Origin of the sequence: Flavobacterium sp. (genome assembly GCF_046293665.1) — a bacterium.
GTDB lineage: Bacteria > Bacteroidota > Bacteroidia > Flavobacteriales > Flavobacteriaceae > Flavobacterium.
Genome location: NZ_JBKBOL010000006.1, coordinates 65,827 through 82,279, shown reverse-complemented (window position 1 = coordinate 82,279; position 16,453 = coordinate 65,827). Strand labels below are relative to the sequence as shown.

At 34.9% G+C, this 16,453-nt stretch carries 9 protein-coding genes; 5 read left to right on the top strand and 4 right to left on the bottom strand.

Annotation, left to right across the window (positions count from 1 at the left end; translation table 11 throughout):
• Positions 1–168: 168 nt before the first annotated feature.
• Positions 169–2,037: a peptidase M61 gene (locus ACK4R1_RS10025; RefSeq protein WP_409686421.1), complete on the top strand. Its 1,869-nt coding sequence runs from the start codon at positions 169–171 to the stop codon at positions 2,035–2,037.
• 220 nt (positions 2,038–2,257) lie between these two features.
• Positions 2,258–2,935, top strand: coding sequence for a DUF4369 domain-containing protein (locus ACK4R1_RS10020; protein ID WP_409686618.1), 678 nt, complete (start codon positions 2,258–2,260; stop codon positions 2,933–2,935).
• 5 nt (positions 2,936–2,940) lie between these two features.
• Here the strand turns inward: ACK4R1_RS10020 and ACK4R1_RS10015 are convergent, their stop codons facing one another.
• Positions 2,941–6,996, bottom strand: a complete 4,056-nt coding sequence (locus ACK4R1_RS10015; RefSeq protein ID WP_409686419.1) for a T9SS type B sorting domain-containing protein — start codon at positions 6,994–6,996, stop codon at positions 2,941–2,943.
• Between the two features lie 145 nt (positions 6,997–7,141).
• Here ACK4R1_RS10015 and ACK4R1_RS10010 point away from each other — a divergent pair, with 145 nt between their 5' ends.
• The 3 genes from ACK4R1_RS10010 (at position 7,142) to ACK4R1_RS10000 (ending at position 12,407) form a co-directional block, all read left to right on the top strand.
• Positions 7,142–9,322, top strand: a complete 2,181-nt coding sequence (locus ACK4R1_RS10010; protein ID WP_409686417.1) for a B12-binding domain-containing radical SAM protein — start codon at positions 7,142–7,144, stop codon at positions 9,320–9,322.
• Positions 9,323–9,583: 261 nt separating this feature from the next.
• On the top strand, positions 9,584–11,542 hold the full coding sequence (locus ACK4R1_RS10005; protein ID WP_409686415.1) for an ATP-binding protein: 1,959 nt from the start codon (positions 9,584–9,586) through the stop codon (positions 11,540–11,542).
• Positions 11,532–12,407, top strand: coding sequence for a hypothetical protein (locus ACK4R1_RS10000; protein ID WP_409686413.1), 876 nt, complete (start codon positions 11,532–11,534; stop codon positions 12,405–12,407). Before ACK4R1_RS10005 ends, ACK4R1_RS10000 begins: the two co-directional genes overlap by 11 nt.
• Here ACK4R1_RS10000 and rimO read toward each other — a convergent pair.
• From rimO to ACK4R1_RS09985, 3 genes are all read right to left on the bottom strand, one after another.
• Complete coding sequence (rimO, locus tag ACK4R1_RS09995) at positions 12,404–13,705, bottom strand: 30S ribosomal protein S12 methylthiotransferase RimO (RefSeq protein ID WP_409686411.1); 1,302 nt, start codon at positions 13,703–13,705, stop codon at positions 12,404–12,406. The two genes, ACK4R1_RS10000 and rimO, sit on opposite strands and share 4 nt — an antisense overlap.
• 124 nt (positions 13,706–13,829) lie before the next feature.
• Positions 13,830–15,341, bottom strand: a complete 1,512-nt coding sequence (locus tag ACK4R1_RS09990) for an OmpP1/FadL family transporter (RefSeq protein ID WP_409686408.1) — start codon at positions 15,339–15,341, stop codon at positions 13,830–13,832.
• Between the two features lie 75 nt (positions 15,342–15,416).
• Positions 15,417–16,361: a hypothetical protein gene (locus ACK4R1_RS09985; protein WP_409686406.1), complete on the bottom strand. Its 945-nt coding sequence runs from the start codon at positions 16,359–16,361 to the stop codon at positions 15,417–15,419.
• Positions 16,362–16,453 lie beyond the last annotated feature (92 nt).

The following is a 16,453-nucleotide window of genomic DNA, read 5'->3' as shown; positions in this document are numbered from 1 at the left end:
AATGTAAACTCTTGCCCAACAAGAGTTTTTTTATTTTTACTTATTACTTCGTCTCAATCTCTACGTTTCCAAGAGTACATTTTAGTTAATCAATACTAAAAATGTTAAAATCGAGTGTAACTATTACTTACATTTGGTGTCTTATCCAAAAAATTTAAATTTTTGACCATGAAAAAATTAGTTTTAAGTCTTGCTTTAGCCTTAACGTTATTCCAATTTAATGCAGTTGCCCAAAAAAAATCGACTACTGTTGCTAAACAAGAAGTCAAAGTAGCCATTGATTTAAATGTTGTAAAAGACGATAAAGTGATGGTAGCAATTACACCGCCAACATTTACCACTGAAGAGGTTGTTTTTCATATTCCAAAAACTGTTCCCGGAACTTATTCTTCGGATAATTATGGTAAATTAATTGTTGATTTTAAAGCTTTGGATAAAAGTGGGAATGAGTTAACAGTAACCAAAACTGATGAAAATTCATGGAAAATCAGTAATGCCAAAGCTTTAGCTAAAGTTACTTATTGGGTAAATGATACTTATGATACAGAAACAGGAAGAGGTTTTGGAAAAGATGAGATTTTTTCACCTGCCGGAACCAATATTGATGAAGGCAAAGTTTTTATGTTGAATAATCATGCGTTTATAGGTTATTTTAATGACAAATTAGAAATTCCATACAATGTAACGATTACACATCCGGCGACACTTTTTGGTTCTACTTCATTGGTTGATTTGAACAAAAGTGATACCGTAGATCAATTTGTAGCCAAAAGATACTTTGAATTGGTTGATAATCCAATCATGTATTCGAAACCAGATTACATTACGTTCAATGTAGACGGAATGGAGATTTTGTTTAGTGTTTATTCACCTAATGGCACGCATACAGCCAAATCACTTATGGCCGATTTAGAAAAAACCATGCGTGCGCAAAAGGCTTTTTTGGGACCAATCAATAACAACAAAAAATACACCGTTCTGTTGTATTTATCCGATATGCAAAAAGCAGATGCCAAAGGTTTTGGCGCCTTAGAACATCATACATCAACTACAGTAGTTTTTCCTGAAATGATGCCGGCTGCAGCTTTGGGAGAACAAATTAAAGACGTAGTTTCTCATGAGTTTTTTCATATTGTAACACCGTTGAGCATTCACTCTAAAGAGATTCAATATTTTGATTATAACAATCCGAAAATGTCAAAACATTTATGGATGTATGAAGGCGTAACCGAATATTTCGCAAATTTATTCCAAGTCAATCAAGGATTAATCGATTCAGATGAATTTTATCAAAGAATAGTGGGTAAGATTAACAATGCTTCGACTTTAAATGATACGATGCCATTTACAGAGATGAGTGCTAATGTATTGGTTCCGCCATACAAAGACCAATATTTGAATGTATATGAAAAAGGCGCTTTAATCGGAATGTGTATTGACATTATTATACGTGAAAAAAGCAACGGACAAAGAGGTATTTTAGATTTGATGCAAAAATTATCCAAAAAATATGGTGCTGAAAAGCCATTCAATGATGATGAGCTTTTTGTAGAAATTACTTCGTTAACTTATCCTGAAGTGGGTGAGTTTTTAAATACTTATGTAGCTGGTCCTACACCAATCCCTTACGATGTTTATTTTGCTAAAGTTGGTGTAGGCAAAGCCAAAATGAGTGTTCCAATGAATCCGTTTCTAAAGGACCAATCAACACCTTACATTACGGTTGACGGAAAAACCAAAGAAATTATAGTGCTGCCGAGTGATGAACTTAATGAGTTTATGAAAGGTTTAGGTATCAAAGGAGGCGATATTATTGTGTCTATTAATGATGTTGCCTACAATTTAGATAACATTTATGACATGATTATGGAAAGCCAAAACTGGAATGTAGATGATGCCATAACCGTTAAAATCAATCGAGATGGTAAAGAGCAAACCATTAAAGGTAAAGTAAAATTATCAATGGATGAAGTTGAAGGTTACGGGCTTATCGACACAACAAAAGAACCATTAAACAAAGCTTGGTTGAAAGGATAATTTCAATCATTTTTTATAAATCAAATCCTCAATTTGTTAATCAGATTGAGGATTTTTTTTAGTATTATTGCCAAAATTTATAATAGGTTTAAAATATCTGATTGTTACTAAAATATAAACCGAATGTCCAACTGACATTTTCCTCTTAATATCAATTATGCAAAAATCATTTTTCACTTTACGGTCTGTACTTTTTTTAATTTGCTTTGTTAGTTCGTTTATGATCGTGTCTTGTACGGAAAAAAAATCGGATAAAAATTTTGTACTTAATGGAAATATTAAAGGCTTAAAAAGCGGAACCATATACATTCAAAGGGTAAAAGACACCATTTTAGTACCTATTGATACCATTAAAATTGACGGGGATTCTCATTTTACCAGCGAATTTGATTTGCAATCTCCGGAGATGTTGTACTTGTTTTTAGATCGCGGTGTGACCAACTCGTTAGACAATAACATTGCTTTTTTTGCTGAACAAGGTGAAATGAATTTAGAAACTACGCTCGATTTTTTCACAGCCGATGTCAAAATTACTGGTTCTAAAAATCAGGAATTGTACGATGAATACAAAAAAGTAGTTACAAGATATGTAAATCAAGATTTGGATTTATTAGAAAAAAAATTCAAAGCCTATAAAGAAGGAAGACTTGATGAAGTAAACAAAATGGAAGAACAACAGCAAGGTATTATGAAAAGAAAATACTTGTACACTACTAATTTTGCTTTAAACAACGCTAATTACGAAGTAGCGCCTTATGTGACTTTAGCAGAGATTTATGATATTAACATGAAATATTTAGATACCATTCAAAAGGCAATGTCACCTAAAGTAGCAAAATCACTTTATGGCAAAAAGCTAAACGAATTGGTAGCTGAAAGAAAAAAAGAGGAAAAATAAGCACGCTATCTTAGCATGGCAAAATGTCCTTTATGAATTCGGCCATCATTTCGAGTTACAGTAAACCAATAATCATCGGAAGGCAATTGTCTTCCGTTGTAGTTTCCATCCCAATCTTCATTGTTTTTCATCACTCGAAGTAATTTTCCGTAACGGTCAAAGATTTGTACTTCAAAATTTGGTTCGAATTGGGAGAATTTAATACTCCAACTATCGTTATTACCATCACTATTTGGCGTGAAGAACTTAGGGTAATTTAGTAAAAAAACTTGTTCTCTATCTATTCCGCATCCGTTTTTATCTCTGACAGTTACCAAGTAAGCACCATTTGGTAATCCATTAAAAATGTTACTGTTTTGGTAATTAATCCCATCAATAGAATATTCGTAATCGCCAGAACCGGTTACATGAACTGTGATACTGTTTTCAGAATCTGTCCAATCTATAGTCTCAATTGTCGTAATTGTCGGTGCATTGGATTGAACTACGGTAAAGTTTGTAGTTGAAGTACAAGTGGCATTTCCATAGCTGTTTCCAACCATTAGCCAGTAATTTCCGGCTTGATTTAATGTAATCGATGGAGCATTGACATTAGTAGACCAAATATAAAGATCAAATCCGGTAGGTGCCGTAATGGTTACATTACTTCCTTCGCAAAAGGCAAACTCATCTGGCATTGTAATTATTGGGATACTCACTAAAGTCAATTCCAGTTCCACGACCTGATGACATCCATTTATATTATCAATTCTGACGTACACTATGGTTTGGCCCAAAGGAATTGTATGGTTGGTTGGCAATTGTTCGGCACTAATTTGATTATCTGCAGCATTGAATGAAGAGTAATAAGTAAAAGTATTTCCTGCCAAACTGGCCATGTTGTAATTTAATAAAGATAAATCAACTATTTCACTGCCGTTATTTTGGTTGTCACAAATAAAGGCATCGCTATCTATAGCATTTAAAGAATATATTAGTGTGACAGCTATTGGAAGTCTTCCGACACTCTCACATCCATTGACCGTTTGCGTAGCATAATAAGTAGTTCCATCAACGAGTAAAGTATTTGAGGGTAAAGCAGTTGTGCTGGTATTAGAACTGTACCAATTTATAGCTGTTCCGTTTACGGCAATGTCATTTAAAGTCGGATTTTGGGAAGCACACAATGCTTGAGGGTTGTTTCCGGTAGGCGCTACTGTATTTTGACTGTTTATGATAACAGGAACTCGTGAACTTTCGCAACTGTTCAAAGTTTGCGTAGCATAATAAGTAATACCGACTTGTAAAATTTCAATGGAACTCAATAAATTTCCGCCGGTTGGCGCATCATACCATTGGATGTTTTGACCGGTTATTGGAATATCACTTATACTCTTTGTATCGCCGAGACATGTATAGTAAATAGGATTTACTAAAGGTGCACTAGTTGAATTTAGTATTATTATTTGATTTTGGGTTTCTATATTTCCTTGACCATCATTGAATTCCCAATGGATAATATGTGTTCCGGTCGTTGCGTAGTTCAATGGATCAGAAGTTGTGCCAATAATTGTTCCACTACAATTATCAGTTGCGGTTGGAATAACATTAACGATGGTTGTACAATCACCAGTTATTGTAGGAAGTGTTGTTATGTCCGGAATTGGTTTAGTGATATCACCTACAATAACATTAATAGATAAAGTACCATCACAACCTCCCGTTCCGGTTATTGTACAGGAGTATTGCCCGCTATGACTTGTATTTGCATTTGTGATAATGGGATTTTGTTGGGTAGAAACAAATCCATTAGGTCCGTTCCAAGAGTAGTTTGTACCGCCGTTGGCCGTAAGGTTGATGTTGTGGCCAATACATATATCAGGAAGTGCATCTACTACAGGAGCTGAAAGACAGTCTTGGAATTTGGCTATAAATCCATCACTGTAATTTCCTATGGGATTCGGCTGGAAAGCATTTGGACTTGCGATAGCATTACTACTTGAGGTATCTCCACCTATATAGAAAATAGTGTTGATCTTATCGAATGAAATTGAATAGGCTTCATCAAAAGATGAACCACCGTAGTAAGTTCCCCAAAGCCTAAATCCGTTAGTATTAAATTTTTGTATAAACGCATCACCAATTTCTCGGATGCCGTCATACGGATTTGCCGTAGCAATATTATTGTCGATTTGTGTATAGCCAATAGCATAAATATTTTCGTTGGCATCAAGATCGAGATCCGCAAATTTTTCATAAAAATAGGTTGACCATAAGCGTTGACCGTCGAAATCAAATTTTGCCATTAATCCGTCATAACCAGCATTGCTCACATTGGGACCAATTGGTAAAAAGCATCCGGGAGACGCTATGTTTGTATCACTAGCCGTTTTACCGACAACATAAATCGCATTATTCCCTAGTGCTAATCGGTGTAAATAATCTTCATTATTTCCACCGAAATAGGTTCCCCAGATTTGGGTTCCTTGAGCCGAAAATTTTGTTATGAATCCGTCCCATGTAGTATTTCTAATAGGTTGAAAAGCACCAGGAGTTGCTATACCATTTATACTGTAAGCAAATCCCGTAAGATAAATATTATTGTTGGCATCAATTTTTACATCTTCTATTTGCTCCTGCATATCTCCACCAAAATAGGTTCCGAAAATCCTTTGTCCATTGGCATTAAATTTGGCTATATATCCTTCATATTGCGAGTTAAACTGATTGTCAAACACTGTTTTGTGGGCGCCTGGTGTGGCAATACCTGCCATACTGTAGGTTATACCACATATTACAATATTATTTAATTCATCAACTGCTACGGCTGTCGAGGTATCATTAAGATTACCGCCATAATGCGTGCCCCAAATTATTTGCCCTGTTGGATTTAATTTCAACAGAAACGCATCAAAATTGTTGGGGTTTCCTGCATAAATATAATTTAATGTAGGTTGGTGTGTTCCCGCTGTTGTGAAACTGTTGAGATTACTATTGGTAGTTCCACTAACTACTAGGTTGTTAAGTTTGTCGATGGCCATTCCTCCAAAATTGTCTTGCACATTTCCACCTAAATACGTGCCCCAAATCCTGTTTCCGTTTGAATCAAACTTGTTCACAAAACAGTCTGAATTCACAATATTAGGGCTATTCCATGGCCAAAGATAACTTTGATGGCTAATTGTAGTCGCTATGTTGTTAAAACTTGAAGTTACCCCTCCAACATAAAGAAAACCGTTTAAGTCAATTTTCGTGTCATAAACCGAATCACCTCCTTCGCCGCCCAAGTAGGTACCCCAAAGGCGATTTGGAGTTGGGTCAATGATTATCTTTTTTCCAGTTAGATTTTTTTTATCACCGTCAAATCCATAGATATTGTTTTTGATTTTTCTGTAGCCAATATAAATCTCCTTTTTATCATTTTCATTCTCAATCCAACTCATAGGTATGGTTTCCTCTATTGTTCCGAAACGAACCTTCATTTTAATTTTATTATCAACTAATGCTGTTCTAGCCCCTTTGAATTCTAATTTTATATCCTCGATTTTACCATTTGGATTTATAATGAAATTATATTCGACAGGTTTCGATTTGTCTTCAGGAATAAAGAATACAACATCAATATTTGGATAAATATTAACATAAGTTACTTTTTCAAATTTATATACATTTGAAACACCTTCTGGTTTTGAAACCACATTATAGTAATTGTCATAATCAGTTGATTTCCCTTCTGTAACAAATTTTGCTTTGGGGTTAGAATTCACAAAATCAATATCAATTCTGTGGTAGCTGTATACTAATTCATAATCTGAAGTACTTTTTTTTAGAAGCCAAGAATTTTGGTCGCTAAGAGGTAAGTCTATTTTTTTAGTTTCATAAATATCATATGAAAACCCATTTTTTCTCAATTGAACATTAAGTCCTTTGGAGTTCAAAAGATATTTCACCGCTTCATTAGGCTTTCCATTTTGGTCAACAATTTGGCCTTTGTTTTCAATAAAACCAGCAGACTGCTTTTGGTTTTGAGCAAAACCAAAAGAGCTGATCGTTAAAAATAAAAAGGCAAATAATTTATTCATAGTTGGAGATTCATCAACGACAAAAGTAAAAATAATATCCTAAAAAACATAAGAATTAATTTACTGATTAAGAAATTTATACTGTCTTAAAAATGTTTGTGAAAACAATTAAAATATAAAGTAATTTTGCCTTCTGACTCAAACCATGAAAGACCTCCTTCTAATAACGCCGCCATTTACACAACTCAACACACCTTATCCGGCAACGGCATATTTAAAAGGTTTTTTGAAGACCAAAAACATTTCGGCTTTTCAAATGGATTTGGGAATCGAAGTGATTTTGGCGATGTTTTCCAAACAAGGATTGATTTCTATTTTTACTTCATCCAACATCCAACATCCAACACCTAACCTTCAAAGGATTTACAGTTTAAGAGAAGATTATATCCAAACCATAGATTCCGTTATCACTTTTCTGCAAGGCAAAAACCAAACTTTAGCGCGTCAAATCTGCAGTGGTAATTTTCTGCCCGAAGCCTCAAGATTTGAGCAATTAGATGATATGGAATGGGCGTTCGGTTCAATGGGCATGCAAGACAAAGCCAAGCATTTAGCGACTTTATATCTTGAAGATTTATCCGATTTTATAGTCGAATGTGTTGATGAAAATTTTGGATTTAGTCGCTATGCGGAACGATTGGGCAGAAGCGCGAATTCGTTTGATGAATTGTATTCGCATTTGCAAAATGACTCAACCTATATCGACAAAATTACGCTCAAAATTCTCGAAGAAAGAGTTAAAGAAGTGCAACCTAAGTTAGTCTGCATTTCAGTTCCGTTTCCCGGAAATTTATACAGTGCTTTTCGCTGTGCGCAATTTATTAAAAAGCAGTTTCCAACTATAAAAGCCTCCATGGGTGGCGGTTTTCCCAATACGGAACTTCGTGATTTAAAGGATGAAAGGGTTTTCGAGTTCTTCGATTTTATAACACTTGACGATGGTGAATTACCGGTGGAACTGTTAAACTCCAACGTAGAAAATCCTAATTATAATGTCTTTAAAAGAACATTTCTCTTAGAGAACAATCAAGTCGTTTATAAAAATAATGCTATTCAATCCGATTACAAGCAAAGCGAGGTTGGCACTCCGGATTATTCCGATTTGCTTTTGGACCAATACATTTCTGTTATAGAAATTGCCAATCCGATGCACAGTTTGTGGAGCGATGGCCGATGGAACAAACTCACGATGGCGCATGGTTGTTATTGGGGCAAATGTACTTTCTGTGATATTTCATTAGATTATATTAAATTATACGAACCTATTGCGGCCAAAATTCTAGTCGATAGGATGGAAGAAATGATTGCCCAAACCGGCGAAAACGGATTTCATTTTGTAGACGAAGCTGCGCCACCGGCTTTAATGCGTGAACTGGCTTTAGAAATAATTCGGAGAAAGCTCATAGTGACTTGGTGGACTAACATTCGTTTTGAGAAAAGTTTCTCTCGTGATTTGTGTTTTTTACTTAAAACCTCTGGTTGTATTGCTGTTTCCGGCGGATTGGAAGTGGCTTCAGACAGATTGTTGGAGTTGATTAAAAAAGGCGTAACGGTTGAGCAAGTGGCTCAAGTAACAAGAAACTTCACCGAAAATGGTATTATGGTCCATGCCTATTTGATGTATGGCTATCCAACGCAAACTATTCAAGAAACTGTTGATAGTTTAGAAATGGTACGTCAATTGTTTGAAGTTGGTGTTTTACAATCCGGTTTTTGGCACCAGTTTGCTATGACGGCGCACAGTCCGGTTGGCATGTTTCCTGAAGAATTTGGTGTAATTCCGCAGCAGAATGATATTACTTTTGCTAATAATGACATTCAATTCAAAGACAAAACCGGTATCAACCACGATAAGTTTAGTTTCGGATTGAAGAAATCATTGTTCAATTATATGCACGGCATTGGATTCGATTTTGAATTGCAGGATTGGTTTGAGTTTAAAATTCCGAGAACTACCATAAACCAAGATTTTATAATTAGTTGCTTGGAAAAACAAAATGATTTTCTCATAAAACCTTCGGCTAAAGTAATTTGGTTTGGCGGGAGACCTCAAACTGAAATTTTCACCAAATCGAAAAAAGGAAATTCGTGGGAAATGATGAAGTTGGTTTTTTTCGATAAAAAAGACACTTTAGAGATCAATTTAGAGAAAGAGAAAGCGGAATGGTTGTTAAAAGCTATCGATTTAGTTCAAATTGACAATCAAAAAGCGCTTACTTTTGCCCAACTCAAAGCTGATTTCGAATTGCAGTTTGACGATTTTGAGTTGTTTTGGTTTTCAAAACCCATTAAAACCCTAAGAGAATTTGGATTAATAGTACTTTAATTTTACTCTTAAATTTTAATAACTTATTGAATATTTTTAGCAAACTAAACAATTATTGTTTTTTTTTAATCTACATTTAGCTTCTAAATTATATAAAGAGAATAGAAGACAATGACCGTTAAAAAAACCTTCCCAAAAATTCTTTGGTTGATAGTTTCCTCTAGCATCTTTTTCATTATTCTTTATTTTGCACTTTTCTATTATACTAAAAAAGCAGAAAAGCAAGTTTATAGAGATTCTGTAAAACAGTTTGATAATGAAATGCATAAGCTTCTTGATTTAGAGTCGAAACCAATATTAGTTGCCATAAATAACGACACTAATTGGGATGAGTTTGTCAATTTTATAGCCACCAAAGACAACAAATGGTACAACGAAACCATAGATAATGAATTAGAGATATATGATGCGGAGTATTTAGGCGCTTATGATGCTCAAAAAAATTTCATTATCCGAACGCCGACACCAAAAATCAAAACTTTAGATTTCATCCCGAAGCAAGCCATGGATTTGTTGAATTCAGAAGGCATTAAAAAGTTTTATCTAAAAATTCCTGAAGGAATTGTTGAGGTTACCGGTGCAGCGATTCATCCGTCTGATGATCCGTTGAAAAATAAAACCAAAACTTCGGGTTACTTTTTTGTGGTAAGACTAATGGATCAAGAATATATTGAGAACCTTGAACACATAACCAATGCTAAAGTTCAGTTTTTGGCAACTGACAAAAAAACGAAGCAAGCAGAAAATGTAATCTCATCAGCATTTGTCTTAAAAGATTTTAACGGTAAAATCCTTGGTCAACTTTTGTTCAAAAGGAGCTTCGAAGTTTATTTTAAAAACACTATTAATTTGCTGTATGTTATTATAGTTGCGTTTTTTGTTAGTTTGTTGATTAATTTGATTTACACCAGAAGATTGGTTTATTATCCTTTAGATTTGGTTAGAAGAGTTCTTGAAACCGGCAATAAAAAAGCGATTAAGTTGTTAAAAGAATCCAATGGTGAGTTTAGAGACATCGGAAATTTATTTGAAGAAAATAACAACCAAAAATTAGAGTTAATTTCGGCCAAAATTAAAGCTGAGGAAAGTGACCGATTGAAATCATCTTTTTTAGCAAATTTATCACACGAAATCAGAACACCAATGAATGCCATCAATGGCTTTACCGATTTGATTTTGAATACAGATATCAACGAAACGGAGAAAGTGGAGTATCTCAATGTGATTGAAAAAAGTGGTAAAAATTTGGTTTCTATCATCGATGATTTGATCGAAATGTCAAAAATTGATTCCAATCAAATTTCGCCAAATTATACGGTAGTTAACTTGGAATCTTGTGTTAACGAACTCTATGAAACGGTTAAAGTTACTATTCCCAAAAAATCAATTGAATTTATTTTAATAAAAAGCTCAATGCCGGCCGAGTTTAACATCATTACCGATGATATCAAACTGAAGCAAGTGATTATTAATTTGTTGACCAATGCTATTAAGTTTACCGACACCGGTATGGTTACTTTTGGTTACGAAATAGATGAAAAGAATGAGCAAATTCATTTCACTATTAGAGATACCGGATTAGGTATAGACGAACAAGAACACCAAAATATTTTTGATCGTTTCAAGCGAGTAGATAGCGATGTTTCTATAAAAGTTGGAGGTTTAGGACTTGGTTTAGCAATATCGAAAGCTTATGTTGAATTGCTTGGCGGAACCATTACGCTCGAATCAAAAGTAGGCGAAGGCTCTACTTTTTACTTTTCCATCCCATTACAATATGCCAAAGTTGAAAACATCATGGTTAGATCAATTGACAACCATGAAAACATAAAAACAGAAAACAAATTAATCTTGATTGCCGAAGATGATAATATTAATTTTTTATTGTTCCAAAAGATGATGCAACATAAGAATTATGAAATTATCAGGGCAATTAACGGTAGGGAAGCAGTTGAGATTTGTTTGGGCAACGCCAATATAGATTTAGTTTTAATGGATATAAAAATGCCGATTATGAATGGTTTTGAAGCTATTGAGCAAATTCAACCCATGCGACCAAACTTGCCTATCATAGCCCAAACCGCTTATTCTTCTTCTGAAGACAAAGCCAAAATTGAAGAAGCCGGATTTACGGATTACATCACAAAACCATTAGACAGAGAGCGACTGTTTGAATTGTTGACCAAGTATTTAGAAAAAGAGCACAATAATGAGTTATAAAGTAATTGTTGCGTTATTGTTTTTTAGTTTAGTTATTATTCCTTCTTTTTCGCAAGAAAAGTTAACAGTTACCGACAGCATTACTAAAGAAGAGAAGAAACTTTCTTTAAATTTAGATATTGTGAGTCGATATCTTTGGCGTGGCCAATGTTGGGGCGGCGATTATGTTGCCATACAACCTACGGTTGAATATGCCGTTACACCAAAGTTGACTTTGGGTTTTTGGGCAACGACTAACTTCAAAAGTGATTATTTTTATCCCGATGGTATTTCAGCTTATAAAGGATATCAAGAAATTGATTTTTATGTGATTTATCAAATAAATGATTTTTTACAATTCCAACTTTGGGATTATTATTGGCCTTCTGTTAGTCGTGTAGAAGGTGTGAATAACGGTTTCTTTAACTATGGAAACGATGGTTCTAAAACGGTAGATGCGATGTTGTATTTTGATTTTTCAGAAGGTTATCAATACCCGTTTAATGCAACGATAAGTACTTTAGTAGCCGGAAATGATTTTCGATATGACAGCAATGGTGAAAAGCCAAAACAAAATTTCACCACTTATTTGGAATTGGGCTATACTTTTATTTTCTTCGAAAATCGAACTTCAACTGTCTTTCAAGATGTTGAAATTTCACCGGTTGTTGGTGCTGTTTTAAATAACAAAGCGGAATATTACACTTATGCCGATTATGACAAGGTTTCTTTTACCAATTTAGGGATAACTGCTTCCAAAGAATTCGACTTAGGTAAAGGAATAACCATGCCGATTTCATTGAATTACACTCACAATGGCGCTTCAAAAAACACAGCGCTTTTCGGAAAAAACTTTTGGATAGCGACGCTAAGTTTTAGTTACTAAACCGGTTCGCCGTAAAGGTCAAATTCAGTAGCATCAATGATTTTAACATTGACAAACTCACCTGTTTTTACGTAGAAATTCGCTGCGTCAATCAACACTTCGTTATCAACATCCGGACTGTCAAATTCAGTTCTTCCAATGAAATACTGGCCTTCTTTTCGGTCGATAATGCATTTGAAAGTCTGCCCAATTTTTTCTTGGTTTAAGTCCCAAGAAATTTGCGATTGCAAATCCATTATTTCCATTGCACGCGCTTGTTTTACTTCATCAGGGACATCATCTTCTAAGGAATAAGCATGCGTGTTTTCTTCGTGAGAATAAGCAAAACAACCCAATCTTTCAAATTTCATTTCCTGAACCCAATCTCTCATGGTTTCAAAATCTTCTTGCGTTTCGCCTGGATAACCAACGATTAAAGTCGTTCTGATAGTCATGCCCGGAACGGCTTCGCGGAAATCTTTTAGCAATTTGGTCGTTTTTTCTTTGGTTGTTCCTCTTCGCATTGATTTCAAAATATTATCTGAAATGTGTTGCAACGGAATATCGATATAATTACAGATTTTTGGTTCGCGTTTCATCAAATCCAAAACATCCATTGGGAAACCGGTTGGGAAAGCATAATGCAAACGAATCCATTCAATACCTTCTACTTTGACTAAGTTTTCTAATAACTCAGCTAAGTTTCTTTTTTTGTATAAATCCAATCCGTAGTAAGTCAAATCTTGGGCGATAAGAATTAGTTCTTTTACGCCGTTTTTGGCTAAACCTTCGGCTTCTTTTACTAATTTTTCAATAGATTGAGAAACGTGTTTGCCACGCATAATCGGAATGGCACAGAAACTACAAGGCCTGTCACAACCTTCAGCAATTTTTAGATAAGCATAATTTTTTGGTGTAGTGGTTAAACGTTCACCAAGTAATTCATGTTTGTAATCTGCACCTAGTGCTTTTAATAATAAAGGTAGTTCTGTAGTGCCAAAATATTGGTCAACATTTGGGATTTCTTTCTCTAAATCAGGACGGTATCTTTCAGAAAGGCAACCGGTAACAAAAACTTTATCCACCAAACCTTTTTCTTTTTTGTCGGCATATTCTAAAATGGTATTTACTGATTCTGCTTTGGCATTGTCAATAAAACCGCAGGTGTTAATCACCACGATATTTCCTTCTTGTTCATGTACCACATCTTTGCCACTGGCTTTTAATTGTCCCATTAAAACCTCACTATCGTAAGTGTTCTTTGAACATCCAAGGGTAATGACGTTGATTTTGTTTTTCTTTAAAGACTTAGTTCTCATAGATTTATTTCCGATTATTGGGAAAGGGTGCAAAATTACGGTTTTATTTCTAATTTGTTTTTGCCTTTTGTAAATAAAAAAACCACCTCGTTTTGAGATGGTTTACCGTTTGTGTTGTAATTGATTAGAAATTGATTGAATAACTAATAGTTACATTATTGTTGTATCTGCTGATTCTAGCTGGATCAGTCATGCCAGAAGAAACTAAAGCTTGGTTGCTGTTTCTGTGGTCATAGGAGTAAGCCAAATCCAATCGGCTTTCGCCAAAATTATAACCAATTCCACCAGTATAACCGGTTAAGTCACCAAAAGTTTGGTCAACTTTATACGGACTTTCCTCAAAGCGATAACCGGCTCTTAGACTTACTTGCTTAATTTTGAATTCGCCACCAACTCTTACTTCAATGGCATTGTCTAAAGCATTGCTCATAAAATTATTGATGGCCATATAACCAGGGTCATTTTTAGGTTTTATTCTAGTAACACTGTAATCTTTGCTGGAAACGTCAACACTCAACAATCCTCTTTTCCCGAAAATATAGGCCAAACTTCCTGTCCATTTTCCCGGTGTTTGAATAGTATATGGTAGATAGACTACCGGATCTTGAAATGAAAATGGGAATTCATTCCCGTCTTGGTTGTTAAGACTTCTTGTACTAACACCTTGTTGTAACTCGTCAGTTAGTCTGAACCATGTTGGTGATTCATAAGCTAATCCGATTCGAACACTTTCTATAGGTTTTACGATAGCACCCAAATTAAATGAAAAGCCTGATCCGGTTGTCCAAAGTCTGTTTTGGAAAAGAATTTCAGCAATAGTTGAGCCGGTATCATAAACAGGATTGTCGTTGCTTTCATATACGGTGAATAACTTTTCAATGTTCACAAAATGAAAATTCAAATTTCCACCCAAGAAGATGATATCTTTGTAAGAAGCCGAAAAGTTTCCGGTTAATTTGCCATTGTAACCGGTAGTTACTACTTGATTTTCTTGGTAATAGTTTCCTCCTACAGGAATGTTAGTGTAATAAGTGTTGTTGTTGGGAACATTATTGGTTGGCTCAAAAATATAAGTATCAAAACCCAAGTAAGCTTGTTGCTCATAAAAATTTAAGTCATAATAGTTAAAATTTGTTAAGATATTGGTAGGAATACCTTGAGCAATATTCACAAAATAATTTCCAATTGAGTTGTAAGGATTGACACCGGCAGAAAATATACTATTATTTAAATTATTAGCATTTTCATAATTTAGACCGACTGCAATTTTTCTCCAATCATTTTTACTCTCTTGATCATTTTTAAAAATGAATACAGCACCAATTTGGTTAAGGTCTAAAGAGCTGTCAGTATCATTGGTTGAAGTACCCCAATATAGAGACCTGTTTTTAGCATTATAAATAGAACCGGTAACGGTACCATAGTTATTATTAAAAAAAATAGAACCGGCCGGATTAACATTAATGGCTGATAAATCACCACCAACGGCTCCAAAGGCACCACTCATTCCTCTGAATCTGGCAGTTCCGGTAAGATTGTCTACTGCTAAACGAATGACGTCATTTGGAGTTGTTTCTTGTGCTTGAACATTAGAAAATGACATTCCAATGCACAACAATAATAAGTACTTTTTCATAGTATTTTTAATTTTTGTTCAAAAAAAACCTATGCAATAGTTTAACAAAGCATAGGTATAAAATGTTTTAGTGAATTATCTTCTTCCGCCTCCGCCTCCAGATCTTCCACCACCGAAGCTTCCACCTCCGCCTCCTGATGAACGTCCGCCACCGCCGTTGTTGCTTGGGCTGTAAGAACGCGTAGGAGCAGATTCAGTTCTTACGTTTCCTCTAGGTTGCGAAGTATTAGTGTTTGGTCTAGGCGAAGAATTATTGTTATAATTTCTTGGACTGGCAGAATTATTTCTTGTCGGATTGAAATTAGAATTACTTCTGGTAGGATTAAAGCCGGAATTTCTCGTGTTGATAGCGTTATTTCCTCTAACTCCATAATTGGATGCGTTTCTAACACCGTATCTTGAATTATTTACTCTGTTTCCGGCAACGCCAAAAGAAGAGCCTCTTCTTCCGCCATTGTAGTAGTTGTTGTAATATCCTCCGTGCCAAGGACTATACCAACCGCCCCAACCAACATTCCAACCTGGACCGTACCAACTGTTCCAACCCCAGCCCCATGAAGGGCCATACCAACTGTTCCAGCCCCAACCCCATGATGGCCCCCAATTGTTCCAACCCCAATAATTACCATACCAGTAATTGTTCCAATAACCATAACCCCAATTGTTGTCATAAACATTTACGGTTATAGATTGAGGGTTACTTCCCCAACTTGAATTACTGTCATTATAATTTTGATTATTTTTGGCTATAGAGTCATTATTAACAGAGCTATAATTGTCTATATTAGTGAACATCTCGGCTTCTTTATTTAAGTCGCTAAAGTATTCTTGGTATTTATTACTTTGAGAATTGTCATTAGAGACTGTTTCTCTTCTCTTGTTCTCTGAATTTCCATACACTCCATCAGAATCGTAATAGGAGCTGTTTTGATAGGAGCCACAAGAGGTAATTGTTATTGCTATAATCCCTAAGAAGGAAAATAGAGGCAATCTTCTACTGAATAAATAATAAGTTTTCATATCTATAGCATTTTTATTGTTGGACTATACAAAAATAGTTAGTTTTGTCGAACTATTTAGTTAAAAAAAGTTAAACAATTTTTATGCCAAAT